This window comes from Enterobacter cloacae complex sp. 342H5 (assembly GCF_050030905.1).
GTDB classification, from domain to species: domain Bacteria; phylum Pseudomonadota; class Gammaproteobacteria; order Enterobacterales; family Enterobacteriaceae; genus Enterobacter; species Enterobacter intestinihominis.
Genome location: NZ_JBLGVB010000001.1, coordinates 4479878 through 4506365, shown reverse-complemented (window position 1 = coordinate 4506365; position 26488 = coordinate 4479878). Strand labels below are relative to the sequence as shown.

Below are 26488 nucleotides of genomic sequence, written 5' to 3'. Positions count from 1 at the left end.
ACAGCGGAGTAAGATCACTCCATTCCCAGCTCTTTCAGCTTGCGCGTCAGGGTGTTTCGACCCCATCCCAACAGGCGAGCCGCTTCCTGTTTGTGGCCCTGGGTATGACGAAGCGCGGTGGTCAACAGCGTGCGCTCCATTTCAGGCTGGGCTTCAGAGAGCAAGTTTTGATGACCGGAACGCAGAGCGCGATCTGCCCACTGCGCCAGCAGCGTTGCCCAACTGTCCGGCAACGTATGTCCTGCGGTGCTCTCGGGCACGGTGGCTTCAAACAGTTCTGCCGGTAAATCCTGAATCAGCACTTCCTGGCCGGCGGCCATCACCGTCAGCCAGCGACAGGTGTTTTCCAGCTGACGCACGTTGCCCGGCCACGCCAGACGGGTGAGGGCGGCATCCGTTTCCGGATGAAGCTGCTTGGCTTCCACGCCCAGCTCGCGGGCCGCCACCTGCAGGAAATGGCGCGCCAGACGCGGGATATCTTCCCGACGCTCGCGCAGCGGCGGCAGGTGGACGCGGATCACGTTCAGACGATGGAATAAATCCTCACGGAATTTCCCCTCCTGTACGCGCAGCTCCAGGTTCTGGTGCGTCGCGGCGATAATGCGTACGTCCACCTTCACCGGCGCATACCCTCCCACGCGGTAAAACTGTCCATCTGCCAGCACGCGCAACAGTCGGGTCTGTACATCCAGCGGCATATCGCCGATTTCATCCAGGAAAAGCGTGCCGCCGTCAGCCTGTTCAAAGCGTCCCTGACGAATGGTATTGGCTCCGGTAAACGCCCCTTTTTCGTGGCCGAACAGCTCAGATTCAATTAAATCCTTAGGGATCGCTGCCATGTTCAGGGCGATAAAGGGGGCTTTCGCCCGCGGGCTGTGGCGATGCAGGGCGTGTGCGACCAACTCTTTACCGGTCCCTGATTCACCGTTAATCAAGACGCTGATAGACGAACGCGACAGACGCCCGATGATGCGAAACACGTCCTGCATGGCCGGCGCTTCACCGATGATGTCCGTCGTCGGTCCAAAGTCGGGGGCATTGCGGGGCTGCTGTTGCTCCTGATAGTGGCTGATAGCGCGCTCAACCAGCGCAACGGCTTCGTCGATATCAAACGGTTTTGGCAGGTAATCAAACGCGCCCTGCTGGTACGCGCTGACGGCAGCATCCAGGTCGGAGTGGGCGGTCATTATGATGACCGGAAGCATAGGGTGGCGCTGTTTGATCTGCTTTAAGAGCGCCAGTCCGTCCATACCCGGCATGCGAATATCCGAGAGCAGAACGTCCGGCGTTTTGGTGGTGAGCGCGTCGAGCACCTCGCTGCCACTCTCAAACGTCGTGCAGCTTAATCCCGCTCCTGTGAGCGCGCGTTCAAGCACCCAACGGATGGAGCTATCGTCATCGACTACCCAGACTATCCCTCGTTGCATAAACGTCACCTTTATTTTTTAATCGGCAGGAAAACCGAAAACTCGGTATGTCCCGGCCAACTGGTAAATTCAATTTTGCCGGAGTGTTGGTCAATCAAATTTCGGGCTATGGATAACCCCAGCCCGGTGCCGCCTTCGCGACCGCTGACCATCGGGTAGAACAGGGTGTCCTGGAGATGCGGCGGGATCCCCGGTCCGTTATCTTCCACATCAATACGTGCTGCCAGACGATAACGTACGCCGTGCAGCGTCAGCTGGAACGCGGTGCGGGTACGCAGAATAATTTCGCCACCCTCCGGGCCCAGCGCCTGCAACGCGTTACGCACAATGTTCAACAGCACCTGTTCAATCTGGTCCGGATCGTGCGCCAGCTCCGGCAGGCTTGGGTCATAGTCACGCACCAGCGTGACGTTATCCGGCAGCTCCATCGAGACGAGTTTCACCACCCGCTCCGCGACCTTGTGAATGCTTTCTGAAACGTGCATCCCTGGCTGCTGCGGCCCGAGCAGGCGATCGACCAGATTACGCAGACGGTCCGCCTGCTCAATAATGACGTTGGTATACTCCGCCAGGGCAGGGTCAGGCAGCGCTTTGGTCAAAAGCTGTGCCGCACCGCGTAAGCCGCCCAGCGGGTTTTTGATCTCATGGGCCAGCCCGCGCACCAGGTCGCGCGCCGCAATCTGCTGCGCATGCTGAAGCTGCTCCTGGCTGAGACGACGCTGGTTATCCATCGGCGCCATTTCCAGCAGAATCATGCCATCTGGCAGGCGCTGTGCGGTGAGGGACAAAATATGCGAGCGTCCGTCAATCACCAGCGTCACTTCGTTATCGGTGAAGCCCTGACCCGCCTGCAAACTCTCCTGCATCAGGCCAATATTCAGCGAGAAATAGCTCAGCAGTTCTGGCAGCGGCGTGCCAAATAGTTTACGGGCGCTTTGGGCGAGCAGCTGCTGCGCCGCCGGGTTGGCGTAATGCACCGCCAGCTCGTCGTCGACCAGCAAAATACTGTTAATTAAAGAATTGAGGATCTGCCCAGCATCGGGCAGCGTGCCAGTTGCCATTCAGCAGTCTCCTGGAGTCGTTGCACTATTTTAGTGCAGTATAGCGTTTTAGAGGTAAAAAGCGCGTGAGATCAGGTTGTTGGTGGAGAAAAAAGCCCATCCGAAGATGGGCTAAAGTTTCCACGGCAACGACTCCCGACGCGTATGCGCCGGGTAAAACAAATCAATTAAACGCTGTAGTACAGTTCGAACTCAACCGGGTGCGGCGTCATGCGAACGCGGTCGTTTTCTTCGGTACGCAGCGCGATGTAAGCGTCGATAGCTTCATCGGTGAACACGCCGCCAGCGGTCAGGAACTCGCGGTCTGCGTCCAGCGCCTGGAGGGCTTCTTCCAGAGAGCCGGCAACCTGTGGGATCTCTTTCGCTTCTTCTGGCGGCAGGTCGTACAGGTTTTTGTCCATGGCTTCGCCCGGGTGGATCTTGTTCTTGATACCGTCCAGACCGGCCATCAGCAGTGCTGCGAAGCACAGGTATGGGTTAGCCGCCGGGTCCGGGAAGCGCACTTCGATACGACGCGCTTTCGGAGACGCAACCACCGGGATACGGATAGAAGCAGAACGGTTACGGGCAGAGTACGCCAGCATTACTGGTGCTTCGTAGCCAGGGACCAGACGCTTGTAGGAGTTAGTGGTTGGGTTCGCCAGGGCGTTGATCGCTTTAGCGTGTTTGATAACACCACCGATGTAGTGCAGCGCCTGCTCAGACAGACCCGCGTATTTGTCGCCAGAGAACAGGTTGGTGCCGTTCCTGGACAGGGACATGTGGCAGTGCATGCCGGAACCGTTGTCGCCAAACATTGGTTTTGGCATGAAGGTCGCGGTTTTACCGAAACGGTGCGCAACGTTGTGTACAACGTATTTGTAGATCTGAATCTCATCCGCTTTTTTGGTCATGGTGTTGAAGCGGGTAGCGATCTCGTTCTGGCCAGCCGTTGCCACTTCGTGGTGGTGCGCTTCAACAACCAGGCCCATCTCTTCCATGATCAGACACATGGTAGAACGGATGTCCTGAGAAGAATCGACCGGAGGAACCGGGAAGTAACCGCCTTTCACGCCCGGACGGTGACCTTTGTTACCACCTTCGTACTTGGTGGAAGAGTTCCATGCGCCTTCGATGTCATCGATAGCGACGTGGGAACCAGAAATGGAAGCACCAAAACGGATGTCGTCGAACAGGAAGAACTCTGGCTCTGGCCCGAACAGAACGGTGTCTGCAATACCGGTAGAACGCAGGTACTCTTCAGCGCGTTTTGCGATGGAGCGTGGGTCACGGTCATAGCCTTGCAGCGTGCCAGGTTCCAGGATATCGCAGCGGATGATCAGCGTAGGTTCTTCGTAGAACGGGTCAATGAGCGCAGTGGTTGCATCTGGCATCAGAACCATGTCGGATTCGTTAATGCCTTTCCAGCCGCCAATGGAGGAGCCGTCAAACATTTTGCCTTCTTCAAAGAATTCGGCGTTCACCTGATGAGCAGGGATCGTGACGTGCTGTTCTTTACCTTTGGTATCGGTGAAGCGCAGATCAACAAACTTCACTTCATGTTCGTTCAGCATCGTCAAAACGTGTTCAGCGGACATACTTAACTCTCCAGATTGGTCATTGTCGTCGTGGTAACGAGGTCTTCAAATCGGCTGGGCTGCCATATTTTTACTGTATTTCTGTAAAGCGAAATCTGTGCCAACTTTTAAAACACCCCAAAAAGGCGTTATCATGCGCACCATAGTGCAGAAGGGCTGCACCACATTGGATTCGTTGCACCATTATAGTGCTTCAGTGTGAACATTGAGCACCATATTGGTGCAATTTACGTTAAAGTGCCCTTTTACCGCTCCGTGAAAGCGATCACAAAGCATCTCTGCAATACTTGTTTGCGGGGGATGTTTGTGATCCTGTTTTGTAGTGCGATTAATCCGTGTACAATAACGCGCTATTTCTAAATGCCTGAGGCAAAGTTGTGATCGAAAAATTGCGTAATATCGCCATCATCGCGCACGTCGACCATGGTAAAACTACCCTGGTTGACAAGCTGCTACAGCAGTCCGGTACGTTTGATGCTCGTGCCGAAACTCAAGAGCGTGTGATGGACTCCAACGATTTGGAGAAAGAGCGTGGGATTACCATCCTCGCCAAAAACACCGCTATCAAATGGAATGACTACCGTATCAACATCGTTGATACCCCAGGGCACGCCGACTTCGGTGGTGAAGTTGAGCGCGTGATGTCCATGGTGGATTCCGTGCTGCTGGTGGTTGACGCATTTGATGGCCCTATGCCGCAAACGCGCTTCGTGACCAAAAAAGCATTTGCCCACGGCCTGAAACCTATCGTTGTGATCAACAAGGTTGACCGTCCTGGCGCGCGTCCTGACTGGGTTGTTGACCAGGTCTTCGACCTGTTCGTTAACCTCGACGCGACTGACGAACAGCTGGACTTCCCTATCGTTTATGCGTCTGCGCTGAACGGTATCGCCGGTCTGGATCACGAAGACATGGCGGAAGACATGACTCCGCTGTACCAGACGATTGTTGACCGCGTTCCTGCGCCAAACGTTGACCTGGAAGGCACCCTGCAAATGCAGATCTCCCAGCTCGACTACAACAACTATGTTGGCGTAATCGGCATTGGTCGTATCAAGCGCGGTAAAGTGAAGCCTAACCAGCAGGTCACTATCATCGATAGCGAAGGCAAAACCCGTAACGGTAAAGTCGGTAAAGTTCTGACTCACCTGGGTCTTGAGCGTATCGAGAGCGACATCGCTGAAGCGGGCGACATCATCGCTATTACCGGTCTGGGTGAACTGAACATCTCCGACACCATCTGCGATCCGCAGAACGTCGAAGCGCTGCCAGCCCTGTCCGTTGATGAACCAACCGTATCCATGTTCTTCAACGTCAACACCTCTCCGTTCTGTGGTAAAGAAGGTAAGTTCGTTACCTCTCGTCAGATCCTTGACCGCCTGAACAAAGAGCTGGTGCATAACGTTGCGCTGCGCGTTGAAGAAACCGAAGACGCTGATGCATTCCGCGTTTCCGGTCGTGGTGAGCTGCACCTGTCTGTTCTGATTGAGAACATGCGTCGTGAAGGTTTCGAGATGGCGGTATCCCGTCCGAAAGTTATCTTCCGCGAAATCGATGGCCGTAAACAAGAGCCGTTCGAAAACGTAACGCTGGACGTTGAAGAGCAGCACCAGGGTTCTGTCATGCAGGCACTGGGTGAGCGTAAAGGCGACCTGAAAAACATGAATCCAGATGGCAAAGGCCGCGTACGTCTCGACTACGTGATCCCAAGCCGTGGCCTGATCGGCTTCCGTTCTGAGTTCATGACCATGACCTCCGGTACCGGCCTGCTGTACTCCACCTTCAGCCACTATGACGACATCCGTCCGGGCGAAGTGGGCCAGCGTAACAACGGCGTACTGATCTCCAACGGTCAGGGTAAAGCGGTAGCGTTTGCGCTGTTCGGTCTGCAGGATCGCGGTAAGCTGTTCCTGGGTCACGGTGCTGAAGTTTACGAAGGCCAGATCATCGGTATTCACAGCCGTTCTAACGACCTGACGGTAAACTGCCTGACCGGTAAGAAACTGACCAACATGCGTGCGTCCGGTACTGACGAAGCAACGGTTCTGGTTCCACCGATCAAGATGACGCTGGAGCAGGCTCTGGAATTCATCGATGATGACGAACTGGTCGAAGTGACGCCTCAGTCAATTCGTATCCGTAAACGTCACCTGACCGAGAACGATCGTAAACGTGCTATGCGCGGTGCGAAAGAAGAGTAATTCGGTTATGCCGTAGGCCGGGTAAAGCGTAAGCGCCACCTGGCAACGAAAAGCCGCTGAGCGATCAGCGGCTTTTTTATTAGAAGGAATAACGTAACCCTAACCGAATCCGGTACTGCTCGCGGTTGTAATCATTCCATCGGTCCAGCCACTGGAGTTCGAGGTACGGCAGCCAGTTTCTGTCGATTTTATAACTGAACTTGTTGGTAATTTCCCAGTGATGATCTTTGCCATTTTTGCTGTGGTAATCATTCACCCGCTGGAAAAAGTGCGGCTCAAAGGTGTAGAAAAACGCATCCGTCACTTTGAAATTCCAGTAGTTGGCGAATTCGTGCGTGTCGTTTTTATCCATCTGCCCGTTATAGTCCGGCGTATCGTAATTGTTATGGTTATAGCGATAGCGGAACGTCAGATTGAACCAGTCCGTAAATTTATAGTTAGTATCTAAATAGAGTGCTCCACCCGATCCTGCGCTGCTGTCATTGATCAAGCCGCCGGGCTGGAAGGTGAGTTTGTCGGTCGGTTTGAAGAGCGGATACCAACCCTCGATTTCGTTATAGCTGTGCTTCAGTTCGTCCCATTTCCCCACGTTATAAGCGTTGGTGAACATCAGCCCCGCGCCCATATCGAAGTTATAGCCCGCACGCAGGATCACCTCGTGCAGCTCAGAGGCCGTATTGTACGCTTCGCGCGTTTCGACATAGGCCCCGGCAAAAACCGGGCAAGACACAGACGACACGATCAGTACGGTGATGATTCTATTCATAATTTGTCCATGTATCAGGTACAGAAAGGCCTCCCTCCTGATTAACAGGAAGGACATATTGGCCGGATTTATAGTTATAAAGTGACTGCTGACGCTTTATTGTTGGTGGTTATCTCAGGGGTATTTGCTGTCTGTTTTTTCCGTTTTCCAATCTCCTCGATAATAAAGGCGAAGCGCGCTTCGTTGAGTTTATAAAACAGCCCCATGGTCACGGCAGCAACGATCGCCAGGCCGCACGGCCAGAGGAAAATCAGCTGACGCAAACCCAGCAGCGTGCCCGCGCTCTGCACGGCATGAGGAACGTAGCCAATCTGGGTCAGCATGATGCCGGGCAGAAAACCGGCGAGCGCCGCGGAGATTTTGCGCGAGAAGGTATAGCCGGTATACACCGACCCTTCGGCGCGAATCCCGGTTTTCCACTCGCCGTAATCAACCGTATCCGGCACCAGCGCCCAGTTCAGGCTGTTCACAAACGCCGTGCCAAAGAAGGCCATGCAGGAAAAGAGCACGAACAGCAGGGAGCTGGTCCCCCAGAAGAAATTCAGCACGTCGCCCACCGCCCACAGCGCCAGCCCGCCCAGATAGACCGGTTTCTTGCCAAAGCGCTTTACCGCACCGGGCACCAGAAACACGCCAATCAGAATGCAGCCCATGCTGAAAAAGCCCATCCACGACAGGAGATGCAGATCGTTCAGCACGTACTGGGTGTAGTAGACCTGAATCGCCAGCTTGATGTTAAACGCGGCGAGGGTACAGAGGTTGGCGATGCACAGCACCAGCAGCGGCGGATTGCGGAAAATTGCGCAGAATGATTTCAGAATGCCGGGCTTATGGTGATCGGGCGTAAGCTCGACGTAGCGCTCTTTCACCCCGCTGTAGCACCACCACATGCAGAACAGCCCCCCGGTGACGAACACCAGCGCGGCCACCAGATAGCCGAGTGAGGGCTGGCTGACGAACAGCGCCTGAATCGGCATAAAGCCGACGGTGCAGAGCAACAGTCCTACCGTTGCGCCGCCCTGACGCCACGCCGCAAGCTGCGCGCGCTCGTTCGGGTTTTTGGTGATGGCCGGAACCATTGCACCGTAGGCGCAGTTCATCAGGCTGTAGCAGAGGCCAAACATCATGAAGAGCACGGTGGCGAGGGCCGTTTTCACTGTCAGGCTAAAGTCGTTGGCCATAAACTGCGCCGTGGCCACCAGCGCCACCGGGACGGAGGCGTAGAGAATGAATGGCCGGAATTTCCCCCGCGCGCCGATATTACGCCGGGAGTCCAGCAGCACCCCGGTCAGCATGTCGGTAAACGCGGTAAAGAACTTGGCGACCAGAAAAATGATGCCGCCGTAGAACGCGGGCATGCCCAGCTCGTCCGTGTAAAACTTCAGCAGATACAGCGTGCCAATACACAGCATCAGGTTCGAGCCAAAATCGCCCATCCCGTAGGCGCACTTCTCTCGCAGGCTCAATTTGAGGGTTAACGGATCAGTATTGTGTGTCATGGTCGATCCTCAAAGCGCCCCGCAGGGCGCTCAATCACGTCATTTATGCCGTACGTTTGCGCAGCTCAATTTCTTCCACGATGCGCACATACATCTTCTCGTTGAGGTTGTAGAAGCAGCCCATCGCCACGATGGTGATGACCGCCAGCAGGCTCGGGTAGATAAATATCAGCTGCCGCAGCCCTTCAACCGTGCCGGCGGATTGCACCACGTTGGGCACATAGCCAATCTGCGTAAGCATGATCCCCGGGAAGAAGCCCGCCAGCGCCTGCGATACCTTGCGGAAGAAGGTAAAGCCGGTATAGACCGTCCCCTCGGAGCGTACGCCGGTGCGCCACTCGCCGTACTCCACGGTATCGGAGACCAGCGCCCAGTTCAGGCTGTTCACGAACGCGGAACCGAAGAACGCCAGACAGGAGAACGCCACAAAGCTCACCGAGCCGCCGCCGAAGAAGTAGTTAAGCAGATCGCCTGCCACCCAAATTGCCAGCCCGCTGATATAGACCTTTTTCTTACCAAAGCGCCGCACCGCGCCAGGCATCATAAAGACGCCGATAAAAATACAGCCCATGCTGAAGAAGCCCATGTACGACAGCAGGATCGGGTCGTTCAGCACGTACTGCGTGTAGTAGACCTGAATGGCGAGTTTGACGTTAAAGGCACCCAGCGTGCACAGGTTAGCGATGCACAGGATAAACAGCGGACGGTTCCCGGCGATGGCGCGAAACGACTGCAACAGCCCCGGTTTCTGCGCCGGGTTAGCAGGCTGCGTCTCGACGTAACGCTCGGTTACGCCCTTATAGCACCACCACATAAAGAACAACCCGAACAGCGAGAAGAGGGTGGCGGCAAAGATGTAGCCAAGCTGGTCATTGCCCTCAATGAGGTTCATCACCGGTACAAAGCCCACCGTACAGAGCAGCAGGCCGAGCGTGGCGCCGCCCTGACGCCAGGCCGCCAGCGAGGCTCGCTCGTCCGGGTTTTTGGTAATGGCGGGCACCATCGCGCCGTAAGAGCAGTTCATCATGCTGAAGAACAGGCCGTACAGCATGAACAGCACCGTTGCCATCACCGTTTTGCCGGTCATCTCAAACGGTGTGCCTACGAAGTTGGCAATCGCCAGCAGCGTCACAGGGAAGGCTGCATACAGCACGAACGGGCGGAATTTCCCTTTCGGGCCAATCTTGCGCCGGGAGTCGAGCATGATCCCGGTGCCCATATCGGTGAAGGCGGTAAAAAACTTCGCAATCAGGAAGATAATCCCCCCGTAGGTACCGGGCAGTCCCAGCACGTCGGTGTAGAACTTCAGCAGATACAGCGTGCCGATATCCAGCAGGATGTTAGAGCCGAGATCGCCCATCCCGTAGGCGAGTTTTTCTTTAAACGGCAGGCGCAGGGTTGCCGGGTCAGAAGTATGTTGACTCATTATTGTTCTCCGTCTGCCCGCAGGTTTCCCCGCGGGCGAGCCTTATCAGATATGACGTAAGGTGCTAAACAGATCTGCCCATTCGCTTTGCTGGCGATAGAAGACCGGCGGTTTGCCGAGCGGGGCATCAACGGTCACGTCACCGCCCTGGCAGGTTTCCCCCGTCCACGCATTGACCCAGCTGTCCTGCGGCAGATAGAGCGACCAGTCGCGGCGTCCCTCTTCATGAACCGGGGCCACCAGCAGATCGCGGCCAAACAGGTACTGGTATTTCAGCGTGTAGGCGCGCGCGTCGTCCTCGTAGTGCAGGAACAGCGGACGCATCACCGGCAGGCCGCTTTTCGCGTTCTGCGCAACCGCAGCTTTGATATACGGCTTCAGGGTGGTGAACACGGTGGTCATGCGCGCGAAGTGCGCGATGGTTTCGGCGTCGCCGTCGAACTGCCAGTTGTCGCCAGGGCGATTGCCCTCGTGGGTACGCATCATCGGCGTAAAGGCGCTGAAATCGCACCAGCGCAGCAGCAGCTCTTTGCTGCGCTTCATCTCGAACAGCGTCGTATAGCCGCCAATGTCGCTGTGGTGCAGCCCGTGCCCGGTCATCGCCAGAGACAGCGCCGCCGGTACGACGGACGCCAGACCGTCGTCCAGGCTCCAGTCGACGTTCTGATCCCCCGCCCACATCATCACCGAGTGCTTCTGGCTGCCGGTGTAGCCCGCGCGCATGAAGAACAGGATCTCCCCGAGCTTGCCGGTCTCCTCCAGTGCTTCGTAGTTACATTTCGCCCACAGGGCAGGCCAGGCGTTATGCATGATCTCCGCGCTAACGCCGTTGTGCAGGAAGGTATCGGTCGGCAGATATTCCCCGAAATCGGCCATCCAGCCGCCGCAGCCCAGTTCGATCAGGTTCTTTTTGATGACCTCTTTGTACCAGTCGTAGGCTGCCGGGTTGGTCAGGTCGATAACGCCCGCGTAGAACTCGCCGAACTCAACGTGGTAATCCTCGCCGTTGGCGTTTTTGGTCAGATAGCCGCGTTTCGCCGCCTCTTCGCAGAGATCTTTATCGCTGGCGACGTACGGGTTGATATAGGAGAGGAACTGTACGCCCTCCTGCTTCCACTGCCCGATCCGCTCGTCAAGCTGCGGATAAAGCTCGCTGTTCCACTTCCAGTTCCACATCACGCGTTTGCCGAAGGAGGTCATCCGGATGCCGGACCAGTCCTGCGCCCAGATGCCGTTCACCTTCACGCCGCCCTCGCGCATGGCGTCGAGCTTCTGCTGACACACCTCGGTGCCACCCTGAATACCCAGCGTCACGCCGTCGTAAACCCAGTCCGGCAGTTCAGGCTGACGCCCCAGCAGGCCGGTCAGTTTTTCCAGCAGATCGACGTAGGTTTCTGCGCATTCGAAGCGCAGCGTGGCGTTATCTTCCCAGAACGCCAGCTCGTGGAAGTCCGGCGCGCTGAAGTCGAAGTTCATATAACAGCTGTTATCCACGTGGCAGTAGTACTTCTGGGTGCTCACGAAGGTAGGCTGCGGGAAGAAGGTCCAGTAGTAATCGCCGCCCGCGTTCTCTTTGCAGTCGGCCTGCCAGGTGACATAGGTCTGCTTATTGCGGCCCACGCCCTGCTCGCTGGTCCACAGCGGAAACGGCTTGCCGCGCAGATCGAAATACGAGAACTGCTCTCCGCAGCCGTAGATATGATCGTCAGGCTGAGCTGCCAGCCGCAGCCAGATGCGGTTATGGCTGGCGGCGTCATTTTTCAGCTTCAGCTCCAGACGGCCTTCAGCATCTACGCCCACCAGCAGTGTCGCGCTCACCGCGTCGCCGCGGGTAAAGCGGATTGCCCAGCCCGCGCTTTGCTGCGTAACGGTCGCGTTCGTCAGGGCAATCTTTTCGTTGAGCTTGTCTTTGATGCTGAAGTTGCCGCGAAACATCTCGATATCCGCCTCACCTGCGCCGATCCACAGGCAAGGGGCATCCGCAGAGTGGGATAAAATCAGACGGTCCTGCCAGCGCAGGGTAAAACCACTTTCGTTATTTTTCAGGTCAATATTGTGTAGGGTACGCATAAAAACTCCGTCTTTATTATTTGGCCAGGCTATCCAGTAATCCGGCGGCTACGGCAGGCGCTAAGCCCGGCGCCAGCGGCAGGCGGGGGATCACCAGGCAGTGCAGCAGATGGTAAATATCCTGCTTGCCGTCCCAGACTTTGGTGGTCACTTCGTTATTGGTGTCCAGCTCCTGCCACCATGAACCGTTTTCGTAATCCATCAGGTACTTGATGCAGTAATCCCACCACTTCTGATACCAGGCTTCGTACTGCGCCTCACCGGTGACGGTGTAGAGCGCGTAAGCCGTACCCATCGCTTCGACGATTGGCCAGCGCACGCGTTCGCGGACGATAGGTTTACCGTCCCAGCCCACGGAGTAGACAAATCCATCGGCCCCGTCGGGTGCCCAGGCGTCCCGGATGGTGGCGTGGAACAGGCCTTTCACATCTTCCAGCAGCCATTCCGGCGGGGTTTCAAAGCGCGCTTCCAGGGCGGCGCGCAGGTGCAGCATCAGGCGACCCCACTCAATCCAGTGCCCCGGCGTGCCGCCGTAGGCGCGGAAGCGGTGGGCGGGGTTATCGATGTTGTAGTCGCGGATCGGGTTCCAGTTGGTGTCGAAATGCTCGTTAACGCGGTACTCCCCTTTGCGCGCCACGTCGTGAATAATCACCGAGGCGATGCGCAGGGCGCGGTCGAGCCATTTACGGTCGTGGGTCACGTCATAAACGATCAGGAAGGCTTCCACGGCGTGCATGTTGGCGTTACCGCCGCGGTAATCTTCCGTTTTGCTGAAGGCTTCATCCCAGGACTCCAGGCACATCTGCTCCTGTTCGCTCCAGAAGTAGCGCTCAATCACCTCGATGGCGTCGTCCAGCAACTTGCGTGCCTGCGGATGGCCGGTGGTGACGGCGCTCGCCGCGCCCAGCAGGACGAAGAAATGCTGATAGCCCTGCTTGGACGCATCAATCACGCCTTCATCGTTTACGCAGGCGTACCAGCCACCGTGCTGCTTGTCGCGCAGCGGACCGTTCAGGGCATTAATGCCGTGCTCAACCAGGGCGTACGCACCAGGACGTCCCATGTTCGCCGCCACCGCGTAAACGTGCAGCATGCGGGCGGTGATCCACAGATGGGTGCCCATATCGCTACGCACCTGCCCGTTATTGCCCAGCCAGCCAAAGCCGGTCGGTACGGCGGCGTTTTTACCGAAATCGAGAATGCGGTCGGTCTCTTGTTCGAGCCAGCGGTTATGGCTCAGGGTATTAAACCATTTCATGTTCGGATCCTTTCTTAACGGCGAGCCATCATTTCGTCGACGATCTCACCCAGACGCTGAAGTTTTGGTACGGAAATATCACGCAGCATCAGCTCGGTGTCCGGCAGGCCAATCACAGAGGACCAGACGGCGCGACCGGCTAAAAAGCCCGATGCCCCCGCCTGCATCGCCACGCTCACCGCGCGCGGGAATAACTTATCGTCCACGCCGGAGGAGAGGATCACCCACGGCATGGCGATGTTCTCGTTCAGCTTCTGCGAGGCCGCCAGCAGCTCCTGCTGCGTGCCCTTACCAAACAGCGGCATTTCCACTTTGTAGAGGTCGGCACCGCTGTCGCCCAGCTCTTTGGCCGCATCGATAATCGCCTGCTCGCGGTCAAACGCGGCGCCGCGGCGCGGTGGACGCACAACCGGCTCGATAATGCTCAACAGCCCGTTGTCGTGGCACAGCGTATTGAACGCTTTCACCATCTCCAGGCGCTGCTGCGGATCTTCATCGCTGCGCCACAGCACCAGCAGCTTCAGCGCCTTGCCGCCGTCGCGTTTGACCGCCTGCGCGTCAATGCTCTTGTCGATCACCACGCTGTCGACCGGAATACCGTTCCCCGGAATAAACTCGTCGGCTGCCACAATCATCGCGCAGCTTTTGGCCACGGCCCGCTGCTCGACAATCTGGCGATAGCAGAACTGCTGGTCGACGAGAATGGCAGAGGCGTACGGCGACAGAATTTTTGCCGCGTTGACTTTAAAATCCGTCAGGTGCTGGTCGGTTACCGGTACCGGCGCGCCTGCCGCCGCAAACATCAGGCGCATCGCTTCGCGCTGATCCACGGCCAGCATCGCAAAACCGCCGGAAGGTCGGGTGATATCTTTCAGGGTGTACATCGTCATTCCTCAGTCCTTTCGTATCAGTGTGATTTTTTCAGCCCGGCAGATGCGCGAACCTGTTCAAGAATGGCTGTCCAGTCTTCGCGCCCGCGCCCGGCGGCGCGTGCCTGGTTGTAAACTTCGCGGGAAGCCGCGCCCAGCGGCATTGGGACATGCAGCTGGTTGGCCACGTCGAGGGCGATCCCCAGATCCTTATGCGCAAGGTCGATCATGAAGGCGGGTGAAAGATCCCCTTTCAGCACCTTGTTCGGCCATGACGTGGTGAAGTGGCCTTTGCCCGCAGGTGTGCCGCTCATCACCTTGAGCGCCACGTCAAAGGAGAGGCCAAGCGCTTCGCACAGTACGGCGGCCTCGGCGGAAAGGGCGTTCAGGGCGATGCTCATGTAGTTATTGATGAGCTTCACGCGGATGCCCATTCCCGGCCCGCCGGCGTTAATCAGTTCATTACCCATCGCCATTAAGACGGGGGTGGCGCGCTCAACCTGCTCTGCCGTGCCGCCTGCCAGCAGGAGTAGCGTACCGGCGATGGCATGATCAGAGGTGCGCCCGACGGGCACGTCCATCAGGCTGAAGCCTTGCTCTGCCATGTCGCGGATCAGCGCGTCGGTTTGCAGCGGGTGAATGGTGGACATATCAATGACCAGCGCGTCGCGGGATAATCCTTCGCACACGCCGTGCTCGCCGAACAGCACGCTGCGCACCAGGTCGCCGTTTGGCAGCATAGTGATCACGAATTCGGCATCCGTTGCTGCCTGTGCGGGCGTTGCCGCCGCCCGGGCGCCGCTCTCTACCAGCGCCTGAACCGCCTGCGGGTTCACATCAAAAACGTTAAGCTGGTGGCCCTGTTTCAACAGATTCTTCGCCATGGGCGCGCCCATCTGTCCTAAGCCGATAAATGCGATTGCTGACATGCCTCTCTCCTGTCACATCGTGTCAATTTTTGCGCGTTTGTGGTGTCTGTTTTTGATCGTATTTGTAATTTATAGTCAAAAAATTGACACGGGTCACTTTTTAAACATTTGGTGAAATTAAAATGAAGGCATCAGAAATCGCAGAAGGAATCACCATGACTCGCATCGTTTGTGTCGGCATTACCGTGCTGGATCGCATCTGGTATCTCGATGATTTACCAAAAGAAGGTGGGAAATATGTCGCAAAAGACTACACGGAAGTGGGCGGTGGCCCGGCGGCAACGGCGGCAGTGGCAGCCGCGAAGCTGGGCGCGGAAGTGGATTTTATTGGTCGGGTGGGGGACGACGATACCGGCAGACGGTTGCTTGCGGAGCTGGAATCCCTGGGGGTGAACACTCGCTATATGCGCGTAGTTAAGGGGGCCCGATCGTCGCAATCGGCGGTGCTGGTGGATGCAGGTGGGGAAAGAGTGATTGCTAACTACCCCAGCCCCGATCTGCCCGCCGAGGCAGGCTGGCTGCATGAAATCGACTTCTCTCAGTGGGACATTGTCTTAGCCGACGTGCGCTGGCATGACGGGGCAAAACAGGCATTTACCCTGGCCCGTCAGCAGGGCGTTCCGACGTTGCTGGATGCGGATGTTACCCCGCAGGATATCGCGGAGCTGATCGCCTTAAGCGATCACGCGGCCTTCTCTGCGCCTGGGCTGCGGCGTTTAACGCAGTTGGATGAAACAGAAGACGCATTAAAAAAAGCACAAATGCTCACAAATGGACATGTGTATGTCACGCAGGGGCGAGACGGCTGTTTCTGGCTGGAAAACGGCGCGCGATGTCATCAGCCTGGATTTGAAGTGAAAGTCATTGATACCACCGGCGCGGGCGACGTGTTCCACGGTGCGCTGGCGGTCAGCCTGGGGCAGAAATTGCCCGCCGCAGACGCCGTGCGTTTTGCCAGCGCCGTCGCAGCACTGAAATGCACAAAGCCCGGCGGGCGCGCGGGTATACCCGACTGTGATCAAACCCGCTCTTTTTTGTCACTTTTTGTATAAAATGCGGGGCGTGATGGTTTTCAGAGGACAGCCCATGAGCCTTACCGAACTGACCGGCAACCCGCGTCACGATCAGCTGCTGACGCTGATTGCCGATCGCGGCTATATGAACATTGATGAACTGGCGCAGCTGCTGGATGTGTCGACGCAAACCGTGCGCCGGGATATCCGTAAGCTTAGCGAGCAGGGGCTGATCACCCGTCATCACGGCGGTGCGGGCAGGGCATCCAGCGTGGTCAATACGGCGTTCGAACAGCGTGAAGTTTCGCTTACCGAAGAGAAACGGGCGATTGCCGAAGCGATTGCGGACTATATCCCGGATGGCTCGACCATCTTTATCACTATCGGGACGACCGTGGAGCACGTTGCCCGGGCACTGCTTAATCATAATCATCTGCGCATCATCACCAACAGCCTGCGGGTGGCGCACATTCTTTATAAGAACCCGCGTTTTGAGGTGATGGTACCTGGCGGTACGCTGCGCCCGCATAACGGCGGCATTATCGGGCCTGCGGCAACGGCGTTTGTGTCTGGCTTCCGGGCGGACTACCTCGTGACCAGCGTGGGGGCGATAGAGCACGACGGCGCGATGATGGAATTTGACGTTAACGAAGCCAGCGTGGTGAAAACCATGATTGCCCACTCCCGTCACATTTTACTGGCGGCCGATCATACGAAATACCACGCCTCCGCGGCGGTTGAAATTGGCAACGTGGCGCAGGTGACGGCGCTGTTCACCGATGAGCTGCCCGGCCCGGCGCTGCAAAGTCACCTAAAATCCAGCAAGGTTGAGGTTGTCGAAGTGAATTCCGGAGAAGAGCAGCAGGCTGGCTGATCGTCTTATGGCCCGATATTGCGATTCGGGCCTTTCCTTTCTCTAAGCTGAATCTGGCGCATAGCTAAACTTTCTCTTTCCCGCTACAGTTACTTTTCCACGGCGAAAGGAGATAAACATGCTTTATATCTTTGACTTAGGAAATGTAATCGTCGATATCGATTTTAACCGGGTGCTGGGCGCATGGAGCGATTTTAGCCGTGTTCCGCTGGCGACGTTAAAGCAGAATTTCGCGATGGGTGAGACTTTCCATTTGCACGAGCGCGGTGAGATCAGCGACGAAGCGTTCGCAGAGCGTTTCTGTCAGGAAATGGGTCTCTCGTTAAGCTACGAGCAATTTTCCCACGGTTGGCAGGCTATATTTGTCGCGATCCGCCCCGAAGTGATCGACATCATGCACAAGCTGCGCGAGCAGGGGCATCGCGTTGTCGTGCTGTCTAATACCAACCGCCTGCATACCACCTTCTGGCCGGATGAATACCCTGAAATTCACGCGGCGGCAGATAAAGTGTATCTCTCCCAGGAGATGGGGATGCGTAAACCTGAGGCGCGCATCTATCAGGCGGTATTGCAGGAAGAAGGATTCACGGCAGCGGATGCGGTCTTTTTTGACGACAACGCCGATAATATAGAAGGGGCTAATCAGTTAGGTATCACCTCCATTCTGGTGACCGGAAAAGAGACGATACCGAACTACTTTGCGAAGCAGTTATGCTAAAAACCGTTCATCAAAAAGCCAATCACCACACGCGCCCGCTGAGGGCGTGGCTGAAACTCCTCTGGCATCGCATTGATGAGGACAACATGACCACGCTGGCGGGCAATCTCGCTTACGTGTCCTTGCTTTCGCTGGTTCCGCTGGTGGCGGTGATTTTTGCGCTTTTTTCGGCGTTTCCGATGTTTGCCGATGTGAGCATGCAGCTTCGCCATTTTGTTTTCGCAAACTTTATTCCTGCCACCGGCGATGTGATCCAGAACTACATTGAACAGTTTGTCGCTAACTCCAGCAAGATGACGGCGGTGGGGGCGTGTGGGCTTATTGTTACCGCGCTGCTGCTGATGTACTCCATCGACAGTGCGCTCAACACTATCTGGCGGAGCAAAAAAGTCCGCCCAAAGGTCTATTCCTTTGCCGTCTACTGGATGATTTTAACCCTCGGCCCCTTGCTGGCGGGGGCTAGCCTGGCGATCAGCTCCTACCTTCTTTCGCTGCGCTGGGCGAGCGATTTAAACAGCGTGATCGATAACGTGCTGCGCATCTTCCCGCTGATTTTATCGTGGCTTTCGTTCTGGCTGCTTTATAGCGTGGTGCCAACTACGCGTGTACCCAACCGGGATGCCGTGGTGGGTGCGCTGGTCGCGGCGTTGCTCTTTGAGTTGGGCAAGAAAGGATTCGCGCTTTATATCACCATGTTCCCCTCTTATCAGCTGATTTACGGCGTACTGGCGGTGATCCCCATTTTGTTTGTCTGGGTCTACTGGACGTGGTGCATCGTCTTGCTTGGCGCCGAAATAACTGTCACTCTCGGGGTCTACCGCGAACTTAAAAAAGCAGCAGAAGCTGAAAAACAACAAGAAGCAGACCAACCATGATTGCATTGATTCAGCGCGTAACCCGTGCCAGCGTCACCGTGGCGGATGAGGTGACGGGTGAAATCGGCCCAGGACTTTTGGTGCTCCTGGGTGTCGAAAAGGATGACGACGAACAAAAAGCCAACCGCTTGTGTGAGCGCGTGCTGGGCTACCGCATTTTCAGCGATGCGGAAGGCAAGATGAACCTGAACGTTCAGCAGGCGGGCGGCAGCGTGCTGGTGGTGTCCCAGTTTACGCTGGCTGCGGATACCGAACGCGGCATGCGGCCGAGTTTTTCGAAGGGCGCGGCACCGGATCGCGCAGAAGCCCTTTACGAGTACTTTGTTGAGCGCTGTCGCCAACAGGACATGAATACACAAACCGGACGATTCGCTGCGGATATGCAGGTTTCGCTGGTGAACGATGGCCCCGTCACATTCTGGCTCCAGGTATGAGCCAACTGGCGGCCTGGCCGCGGGTAACAAGAGAGAGTACAGCTATGTATCACCTTCGAGTACCGCAAACGGAAGAAGAGTTAGAGGTTTATTACCATTTCCGCTGGGAAATGCTGCGCAAGCCACTGCATCAACCTAAAGGGTCTGAACGCGACGCCTGGGACGCGATGGCGCACCACCAGATGGTGGTTGATGAAGAGGGCAATCTGGTTGCCGTGGGGCGTTTGTATATCAATGCCGACAACGAAGCTTCAATCCGCTTTATGGCCGTTCACCCCTCCGTGCAGGACAAAGGCCTCGGAACGCTGATGGCAATGACGCTGGAATCCGTCGCCCGTCAGGAAGGGGTCAAGCGCGTCACCTGTAGCGCCCGTGAAGATGCCGTTGAGTTCTTTGCCAAGCTTGGTTTCGTGAATCAGGGGGAAATCACCGCCCCGCAAACTACGCCGATTCGTCACTTTTTGATGATCAAACCCATCGCCACCCTGGACGATATTCTCCATCGTGCCGACTGGTGCGGGCAGCTCCAGCAGGCGTGGTATCAGCACATTCCGCTCAGTGAAAAAATGGGCGTGCGTATTCAGCAATATACCGGGCAAAAATTTATTACCACCATGCCGGAAACCGGAAACCAGAACCCACACCATACCCTGTTTGCCGGTAGCCTGTTTTCACTCGCCACGCTCACCGGCTGGGGACTGATCTGGCTGATGCTGCGCGAACGTCATCTCGGCGGCACCATTATTCTGGCCGATGCCCATATCCGCTACAGCGCGCCGATCAGCGGCAAGCCGAGCGCGGTAGCTGACCTGGGCGCACTGGGCGGCGATCTCGACCGTCTGGCGCGTGGGCGTAAAGCACGCGTACAAATGCAGGTTGAGCTGTTCGGCGATGAAACGCCGGGCGCGGTGTTTGAAGGCACCTATATCGTTCTGCCTGCGAAGCCGTATGGCGCGTATGAAGAGGGCGGGAACGAGGAGGAGTAGCAGTCGTCTGGAAAGCGGCTCGCAAATACACAACGTAGCAGGAATTATACTTCGCTTTATTCAGCGTATCCCATTAACGTAATCAGCTAGGGGTACGTCATTGACGTACATTGGATGTTTGCTACTATAAGCCAATGGCGTATGATTTATGCTATTCATTGAAACGGATATTTTTACAGAAGACGTCAAAACGTTACTGGATGACGACGAATATCATAGGTTCCAAATATTCCTGGCAACGCAACCGGATTACGGCGATCTGATCCAGAATACGGGAGGCTTGCGAAAGATTCGCTGGCTTGCTGGCGGTAAGGGAAAGCGTAGTGGAGTCAGAGTTATCTATTTTCACCGTACGCGTGAGTGTGAAATCAGGTTGCTGCTCATCTATCGCAAAGGGATCAAAGATGACCTCTCCGCGGGTGAAAAAGCCATACTGAAAAAGATGATTGAGAGGTGGTAAATGGATAAGGCGCTGTTTGAGCGATTAACCCAAAGCATTGCGCAAATCAACGAAATTGCCGAGGGCCAACGAGAGCCGTCGCGTACGTTTCAAATTGATGCGATGAAAATAAAAGAAATTCGTCAGGCGTCCGGGTTGTCGCAGAGTAAATTCGCGAACTTAATCTCAGTTAGCGTTGATACGTTGCGTAACTGGGAACAAGGCAGACGCTCACCTACAGGCCCCGCTAAAGCGCTATTGCGCGCCATTGCTAACGACCCTCAACATGTCATCCCAGCCCTATCGCAGTAAATAGCCCGGTTGCACAGAGGCTCGCCGGGCTTTAGTGGAGATTACTCCCCTTCCCCCGGGAACAGGAACGGGTTGATCGAGCTACGGGCAAAGCCCTCCTGCTCCATCTTCGCGTCCAGGATCAGCGAGGCGAGATCGTCGGCTACCGCTTCGACTTTCGGGTCTTTTTCCTGATACAGAATCTTCAGGTAGGTCCCGCAGTCGCCGCAGCTTTCGGCTTTCACCGCCGCGTCTTCGTTTTCCAGCGACCAATAGTTCAGATCGCGGGTCTGTTCGCAGTTGCTGCACTTGATGCGCACCACGTGCCACTCGGTTTCACACAGGTTGCAGTGCAAGTAGCGCAGCCCCTGCGTCGTACCAATCTGTACCATGCTGGAGACCGGCATTGAGCCGCACACCGGGCAAAACTGGCGCGCTTCGCCATATTCAGCGCGGGCTTTACCCGGGATCAGGCTCGCCATTTGCGCCCAGTAGAGCGACAGCGCAGCCCAGATGAACGGCGCTTTATCGCTGCTCACCAGCGAGAAGTCGGAGGCAAACAGCGCGCTCGCCATCTCTTCCAGCTCTTGCTCTGAGGCTTTTTCCAGGTTCTCAATGACCGCCAGCGCCGTGCCGCTCATTTCGGGCTTCAGCTCGGCAATCAGCGAATGCAGCAGCTTATGCCAGTGCTTGTCGCGCGGCAGAACGTGAATGTCCAGCGGCGGCTTGCCCTGCGCGTTGGCTTCTTTGATGCGTGCGGTCAGATCCATTTGCAGCGGGTGGTCGTATAGCACCACTTCCTGCGCATGGGCGACCAGCGCGGCAAAACGCAGAAAATCGCCCAGCGGGTTGTTCTCTGCCAGCTCGCGCAGACGCTCTGCGCGGCGGTTGTAGAGGTTCTTGAGTCTGGGGAACAACAACGGCGGAATATAATCCGCCGTGCGTTTCTCGCTCGACCCCAGCTCATCTTGCGGGATTATGCGAATACTCATTCAGATGACTTTTCCTGTTTCTGGCGGACTTCACGGTACCAGCGCGGGTGATGTTTCTTCGCCCACGTACTGGTTACCCATCCTTCCACCATCGCGGTAATGGTGCCTTTCACCCAAAGGGCGGCGTAGATATGCACCATGATAACCACAATTAACGCCACTGCGGCAAATGAATGCAGCATCAGCGCAAATCGGATCACCGGGATTGAGAAAGCAGGCGCAAAGTACGGACGCCAGATGATCACGCCGCTCACCAGCAACAGGACCAGGAAGATAATCGCCGCCCAGAATACGCATTTCTGGCCGAAGTTATAACGCCCGGTATCACCCACTTCCTCGTTGACGACGATCTTACGAATATTCTTCGCCCAAAAGATATCATCCCGATTGATTAGGTTATGGTGCCAGTAGCGGAAAAACATGATGATAAACGAGGCAAACATCACCACACCCACGAACGGGTGCAGGATGCGCGCCAGCTGCGGCGTGCCCAGTATCTGCATCAGCCAGTTGAAGGAGGGGAAGAAGAACCCCAGCCCGCTTATCGCCGCCAGCATGAAGCAGAAGGCGGTGACCCAGTGGTTGATGCGTTCCGGCGCGGTGTAGCGCACGATGGTGTCACGTTTTCTCATTTGCGCACCTCGTCTTTCTCTTCATGCAGGTTATCGTCTTCCTCTTCCGCGCGGTTCGGACCAACGCCGACGTAGTGGAAGATGCTCGCTGCAAAGGTGGCCGCAAAACCGACCGCGGCCAGCGGTTTCCAGATACCTTTCCAGAACTTCACGGTGGCGCTGATTTCCGGGTTCTCCGGCAGGCCATGGTACAGATTCGGCTTGTCGGCGTGGTGCAGCACGTACATCACGTGCGTACCGCCAACCCCGGCCGGATCGTACAGGCCCGCGTTATCGTAACCACGGGTTTTCAGCTCGCCCACGCGCTCTGCCGCCAGCGTTTTCATATCCTCTTTAGAGCCAAAGTGGATAGCGCCGGTTGGGCAGGTCTTCACGCAGGCTGGCTCCTGACCGACATTTACGCGGTCAACGCACAGCGTACATTTGTAGACGCGGTTGTCTTCCGGGTTCATGCGCGGCACGTCGAACGGACAGCCCGCGATGCAGTAGCCGCAGCCAATACACTGCTCAGACTGGAAGTCGACGATGCCGTTGGCATACTGAATGATAGCCCCTTCTGACGGACATGCCTTCAGGCAGCCCGGATCCGCACAGTGCATACAGCCGTCTTTGCGGATAAGCCATTCCAGTTTGTCGTTCTGTTCCACTTCCGAGAAACGCATTACCGTCCAGGACTTGGCGGTCAGGTCCGCCGGGTTGTCGTACACCCCGACGTTGTGACCCACTTCGTCACGGATGTCGTTCCACTCTGAACAAGCCACCTGACAGGCTTTACAGCCGATACAGGTGGTCACGTCGATAAGTTTCGCCACTTCCTGCTGGTGGTCCCGCGCCTGAGGCGCGGGCGTGAAACCGTTAGTCGCGGAACGACGGATAATGTCTTGAGATTGATAAGCCATAAGTCGTCTCCGTTACACCTTTTCCACGTTCACGAGGAAGGCCTTAAACTCCGGCGTCTGCGTGTTCGCATCACCGACGAACGGCGTCAGGGTATTCGCAATGAACCCTTTCTTCGCCACGCCCTCATAACCCCAGTGAATTGGGATGCCGATGGTATCCACCTGCTGACCATGAACGTTCAGCGTGCGAATACGCTTGGTCACCACCGCCTTGGCTTTGATGTAGCCGCGGTTAGAGGAGACCTTCACGGTATCGCCATGGGCGATGCCGAGCTTGCCCGCCAGCTTCTCGCCGATCTCCACAAACTGTTCCGGCTGCGCGATGGCGTTAAGCAGCGCGTGCTTGGTCCAGTAGTGGAAGTGTTCGGTCAGACGGTAGGTGGTGCCGACATACGGGAACTTGTCCTTTTTACCCAGCGCTTCAAAATCGCCCTTGAAGATACGGGCTGCCGGGTTAGAGACCACGTTCGGGTGCAGCGGGTTAGTACCCAGCGGCGTCTCAAACGGCTCATAGTGTTCCGGGAACGGACCTTCCGCCATCTTATCGATAGCAAACAGGCGCCCCATCCCTTCAGGCTGCATGATAAACGGCCCGACATCGCTGCCTGGTGCGGCAGTGCTGTAGTCCGGAATATCCACGCCGCCCCATTTCGCGCCGTCCCACTTGAGTAGCTGACGCTTCGGATCCCACGGGTTGCCCTGCGGGTCAGCAGAGGCACGGTTATAGAGGATGCGGCGGTTAAGCGGCCATGCCCATGCCCAGCCCAGCGTATTACCGAGGCCCGACGGGTCGGCGTTATCGCGGTTGGCCATCTGGTTGCCTTTCGGCGTCCAGCTACCGGCAAAGATCCAGCAGCCGCTTGACGTCGTACCGTCGTCACGCAGGTGTGCGAAGGTGCTGAGCTGATCGCCTTTCTTCGCCAGCACGGTGCCGGTCGCCGGGTCGATAACGTCCGCCAGCGCCTTACCGTTGCTCTCCATGGCCACTTCTTCCGGCGCAGGGTTTTCCGGCGTCGAATAGTTCCAGGTCATGTTCAGCACCGGCTCAGGCGTTGCGCCGCCTTCAGCCGCGTACATTTTACGCAGGCGTAAGAAGATACCGGCCAGGATCTCGCCGTCGTTCAGGGCGATGCCCGGGGCGTCCGCGCCTTTCCAGTGCCACTGCAACCAGCGGCCAGAGTTGACGATAGAGCCGTTCTCTTCCGCGAAGCAGGTGGACGGCAGACGGAACACTTCGGTCTGAATCTTCGACGGGTCGACATCGTTCGACTCACCGTGGTTCTGCCAGAACGTCGAGGTTTCGGTATTGAGCGGGTCAATTGTCACCAGGTACTTCAGTTTCGACAGAGACTCGACAACCTTGTTCTTGTTCGGGAACGACGCCACCGGGTTAAAGCCCTGGCAGATATAGCCGTTGACCTGGCCCTGGTGCATCATTTCGAAGTACTGGAGGACGTCGTACCCTTTGTCCCACTTCGGCAGCCAGTCAAAGCCCCAGCTGTTTTCCGCCGTCGCCTTGTCGCCGTAGAAAGCTTTCATCAGCGAGACGAAGAACTTCGGATAGTTGCCCCAGTAGTTTACCTGGCCTTCGAGCAGCGGTTTTGGCGTGCTGGCCGTCAGATAGGTTTGCAGGTCGGTCTGTTTCTCGCTCGGCAGGTTCATGTAACCCGTCAGGCTCTGAGACAGCAGGCCAAGGTCGGTCAGACCCTGAATGTTGGAGTGACCGCGCAGGGCGTTAACGCCGCCGCCTGCCATCCCCATGTTGCCGAGCAGCAACTGAACCATCGCCATGGTGCGGATGTTCTGCGCGCCGATGGAGTGCTGCGTCCAGCCGAGTGCATACAGGAACGACGCGGTTTTATCTTTCGCGCTGGTTTCCGCAATCAACTCGCACACCTTCAGGAAGTCCGCCTTCGGCGTCCCACAGATGTTTTCGACAACCTCTGGCGTATAGCGGGACACGTGCTCTTTCAGCAGGTTCCACACGCAGCGCGGGTGTTGCAGGGTGGTGTCGCGCTTCGCAAAGCCGTTTTCGTCCAGCTCGTAGTTCCAGCTGGTTTTGTCGTACCTGCGTTTTTCGGCGTCATAACCGCTGAACAGGCCATCTTCGAAGTGGTAATCCTCACGCACGATCAGGCTGGCGTTGGTATAGGCTTCGGTGTACTCGCGGTTATATTTTTCGTTGGTCATCAGGTACAGCAATACGCCTGACAGGAAAGTGATGTCAGTACCTGAACGAATAGGGGTGTAGAAATCCGCCACTGACGCTGTACGCGTAAAGCGGGGATCGATCACAATCAGCTTCGCGCCGTTGTGGATTTTGGCTTCCATCGCCCAGCGGAACCCGACAGGGTGCGCTTCAGCGGCGTTACCGCCCATCACCACAATAAGGTTGGCGTTCTTGATGTCGACCCAGTGGTTGGTCATCGCACCGCGACCAAATGTTGGAGCAAGACTTGCTACCGTTGGTCCGTGTCAGACACGCGCCTGGTTGTCGACCGCGAGCATACCGAGTGCGCGCGTAAATTTCTGGGTTAAATAGCCGGTTTCGTTACTGGACGCTGAAGCACACAGCATGCCGGTGGAGAGCCAGCGGTTAACGGTGGTGCCTTCGGCATTCTTCGCAATAAAGTTGGCATCGCGGTCTTCTTTCATCAGCTTAGCGATGCGATCGAACGCCTCTTCCCAGCTGATTTGTTGCCATTTGTCAGAGCCGGGAGCGCGGTACTCAGGAAACTTCAGGCGGCTTTCGGAGTGGATAAAATCTACCAGACCGGCCCCTTTCGGACACAGCGCACCACGGTTGACCGGATGATCCGGATCGCCTTCGATGTGGAAAATAGATGCTTTGGCGTTTTTCGCACCGTCGCCGAGGCTATACATTAACAGCCCACAGCCGACGGAGCAGTACGTACAGGTGTTACGGGTTTCGCGGGTGCGCAGCAGTTTATACTGCCGAGTTTCCGCCAGCGCTACGCCGGGCGCAAAGCCCAGTGCCGCCGCCGTGGTGCCTGCCATACCGCCAGCGCAGATCTTAAAGAACTGCCTTCTGCTGACCTGCATGGGTCACTCCTTGGTTCATTACGACATTGCTATGTAGTTTTACTTTGCGGTTGAGAATTAACCGCAAAGGAGAAAAATTTGCGTTAATCCCTCATTTCTCCGAGGGATAAGCCCAGAATACCACAATGTCGGTACGCCTGTTCCAACGGCGTTAAAACAAAGTGAACGTATTATCACGGCATTGATTAT

23 protein-coding genes are annotated in these 26488 nt (G+C 56.6%); 9 read left to right on the top strand and 14 right to left on the bottom strand.

Annotated elements, in window-relative coordinates; translation table 11 throughout:
* Positions 1 to 14 precede the first annotated feature (14 nt).
* The 3 genes from glnG to glnA all read right to left on the bottom strand — a co-directional run bounded on the left by glnG (position 15) and on the right by glnA (position 4065).
* Positions 15 to 1427, bottom strand: a complete 1413-nt coding sequence (glnG, locus tag ACQG03_RS21490; protein ID WP_022649852.1) for a nitrogen regulation protein NR(I) — start codon at positions 1425 to 1427, stop codon at positions 15 to 17.
* 11 nt (positions 1428 to 1438) lie between these two features.
* Positions 1439 to 2488: a nitrogen regulation protein NR(II) gene (gene glnL / locus ACQG03_RS21485; RefSeq protein ID WP_003861923.1), complete on the bottom strand. Its 1050-nt coding sequence runs from the start codon at positions 2486 to 2488 to the stop codon at positions 1439 to 1441.
* 167 nt (positions 2489 to 2655) lie between these two features.
* A complete protein-coding gene (glnA, locus tag ACQG03_RS21480; RefSeq protein WP_023298930.1) occupies positions 2656 to 4065 on the bottom strand; it encodes a glutamate--ammonia ligase in 1410 nt (469 codons plus the stop codon).
* Between the two features lie 377 nt (positions 4066 to 4442).
* Here glnA and typA point away from each other — a divergent pair, with 377 nt between their 5' ends.
* Positions 4443 to 6266 (top strand): ribosome-dependent GTPase TypA, encoded by a 1824-nt coding sequence (gene typA, locus ACQG03_RS21475; RefSeq protein WP_022649851.1) that lies wholly within the window; start codon positions 4443 to 4445, stop codon positions 6264 to 6266.
* Between the two features lie 79 nt (positions 6267 to 6345).
* Here the strand turns inward: typA and ompL are convergent, their stop codons facing one another.
* From ompL to yihU, 7 genes are all read right to left on the bottom strand, one after another.
* Positions 6346 to 7032 carry a porin OmpL gene (gene ompL, locus ACQG03_RS21470; RefSeq protein ID WP_032626918.1) on the bottom strand — a complete coding sequence of 229 codons (687 nt, stop codon included), beginning with the start codon at positions 7030 to 7032 and terminating at the stop codon, positions 6346 to 6348.
* Between the two features lie 74 nt (positions 7033 to 7106).
* Positions 7107 to 8531 carry an MFS transporter gene (locus tag ACQG03_RS21465; RefSeq protein ID WP_022649849.1) on the bottom strand — a complete coding sequence of 475 codons (1425 nt, stop codon included), beginning with the start codon at positions 8529 to 8531 and terminating at the stop codon, positions 7107 to 7109.
* Between the two features lie 43 nt (positions 8532 to 8574).
* Positions 8575 to 9957 (bottom strand): MFS transporter, encoded by a 1383-nt coding sequence (locus ACQG03_RS21460; RefSeq protein ID WP_022649848.1) that lies wholly within the window; start codon positions 9955 to 9957, stop codon positions 8575 to 8577.
* A 45-nt stretch (positions 9958 to 10002) separates the two neighbouring features.
* Positions 10003 to 12027: an alpha-glucosidase gene (locus ACQG03_RS21455; protein WP_063163774.1), complete on the bottom strand. Its 2025-nt coding sequence runs from the start codon at positions 12025 to 12027 to the stop codon at positions 10003 to 10005.
* Between the two features lie 16 nt (positions 12028 to 12043).
* Positions 12044 to 13285: a sulfoquinovose isomerase gene (gene yihS / locus ACQG03_RS21450; protein ID WP_063163773.1), complete on the bottom strand. Its 1242-nt coding sequence runs from the start codon at positions 13283 to 13285 to the stop codon at positions 12044 to 12046.
* A 14-nt stretch (positions 13286 to 13299) separates the two neighbouring features.
* Positions 13300 to 14175 carry a sulfofructosephosphate aldolase gene (gene yihT / locus ACQG03_RS21445; protein WP_023298926.1) on the bottom strand — a complete coding sequence of 292 codons (876 nt, stop codon included), beginning with the start codon at positions 14173 to 14175 and terminating at the stop codon, positions 13300 to 13302.
* A 17-nt stretch (positions 14176 to 14192) separates the two neighbouring features.
* The gene (yihU, locus tag ACQG03_RS21440; RefSeq protein ID WP_022649844.1) at positions 14193 to 15083 is read right to left on the bottom strand and encodes a sulfolactaldehyde 3-reductase; all 891 of its coding nucleotides are present in this window, start codon (positions 15081 to 15083) and stop codon (positions 14193 to 14195) included.
* Positions 15084 to 15238: 155 nt separating this feature from the next.
* Between yihU and ACQG03_RS21435 the strand changes: the two genes are divergently transcribed.
* The 8 genes from ACQG03_RS21435 (at position 15239) to nadS (ending at position 20734) form a co-directional block, all read left to right on the top strand.
* Positions 15239 to 16135: a sugar kinase gene (locus ACQG03_RS21435; RefSeq protein WP_063163772.1), complete on the top strand. Its 897-nt coding sequence runs from the start codon at positions 15239 to 15241 to the stop codon at positions 16133 to 16135.
* A gap of 34 nt (positions 16136 to 16169) precedes the next feature.
* On the top strand, positions 16170 to 16970 hold the full coding sequence (locus ACQG03_RS21430) for a DeoR/GlpR family DNA-binding transcription regulator (RefSeq protein WP_022649842.1): 801 nt from the start codon (positions 16170 to 16172) through the stop codon (positions 16968 to 16970).
* Positions 16971 to 17088: 118 nt separating this feature from the next.
* The gene (yihX, locus tag ACQG03_RS21425) at positions 17089 to 17688 is read left to right on the top strand and encodes a glucose-1-phosphatase (protein WP_003861947.1); all 600 of its coding nucleotides are present in this window, start codon (positions 17089 to 17091) and stop codon (positions 17686 to 17688) included.
* Complete coding sequence (locus ACQG03_RS21420; protein ID WP_023298923.1) at positions 17682 to 18563, top strand: virulence factor BrkB family protein; 882 nt, start codon at positions 17682 to 17684, stop codon at positions 18561 to 18563. Before yihX ends, ACQG03_RS21420 begins: the two co-directional genes overlap by 7 nt.
* Positions 18560 to 18997 carry a D-aminoacyl-tRNA deacylase gene (gene dtd, locus ACQG03_RS21415; RefSeq protein ID WP_015569909.1) on the top strand — a complete coding sequence of 146 codons (438 nt, stop codon included), beginning with the start codon at positions 18560 to 18562 and terminating at the stop codon, positions 18995 to 18997. Before ACQG03_RS21420 ends, dtd begins: the two co-directional genes overlap by 4 nt.
* 44 nt (positions 18998 to 19041) lie before the next feature.
* A complete protein-coding gene (gene fabY / locus ACQG03_RS21410; RefSeq protein WP_022649838.1) occupies positions 19042 to 19983 on the top strand; it encodes a fatty acid biosynthesis protein FabY in 942 nt (313 codons plus the stop codon).
* Between the two features lie 148 nt (positions 19984 to 20131).
* Positions 20132 to 20443 (top strand): hypothetical protein, encoded by a 312-nt coding sequence (locus ACQG03_RS21405; RefSeq protein WP_022649837.1) that lies wholly within the window; start codon positions 20132 to 20134, stop codon positions 20441 to 20443.
* The gene (gene nadS, locus ACQG03_RS21400; RefSeq protein ID WP_032626927.1) at positions 20444 to 20734 is read left to right on the top strand and encodes a NadS family protein; all 291 of its coding nucleotides are present in this window, start codon (positions 20444 to 20446) and stop codon (positions 20732 to 20734) included. It abuts the gene before it with no gap.
* A 41-nt stretch (positions 20735 to 20775) separates the two neighbouring features.
* Here the strand turns inward: nadS and fdhE are convergent, their stop codons facing one another.
* From fdhE to fdnG, 4 genes are read right to left on the bottom strand one after another with little or no spacing between them, the layout of a single operon-like run.
* On the bottom strand, positions 20776 to 21705 hold the full coding sequence (gene fdhE / locus ACQG03_RS21395) for a formate dehydrogenase accessory protein FdhE (RefSeq protein WP_022649835.1): 930 nt from the start codon (positions 21703 to 21705) through the stop codon (positions 20776 to 20778).
* Positions 21702 to 22337 (bottom strand): formate dehydrogenase cytochrome b556 subunit, encoded by a 636-nt coding sequence (fdoI, locus tag ACQG03_RS21390; RefSeq protein ID WP_006808711.1) that lies wholly within the window; start codon positions 22335 to 22337, stop codon positions 21702 to 21704. Before fdoI ends, fdhE begins: the two co-directional genes overlap by 4 nt.
* Positions 22334 to 23236, bottom strand: a complete 903-nt coding sequence (gene fdxH / locus ACQG03_RS21385; protein WP_003861960.1) for a formate dehydrogenase subunit beta — start codon at positions 23234 to 23236, stop codon at positions 22334 to 22336. Before fdxH ends, fdoI begins: the two co-directional genes overlap by 4 nt.
* Positions 23237 to 23248: 12 nt before the next feature.
* Positions 23249 to 26299, bottom strand: a complete 3051-nt coding sequence (gene fdnG / locus ACQG03_RS21380; RefSeq protein ID WP_087878250.1) for a formate dehydrogenase-N subunit alpha — start codon at positions 26297 to 26299, stop codon at positions 23249 to 23251.
* Positions 26300 to 26488: the final 189 nt, after the last annotated feature.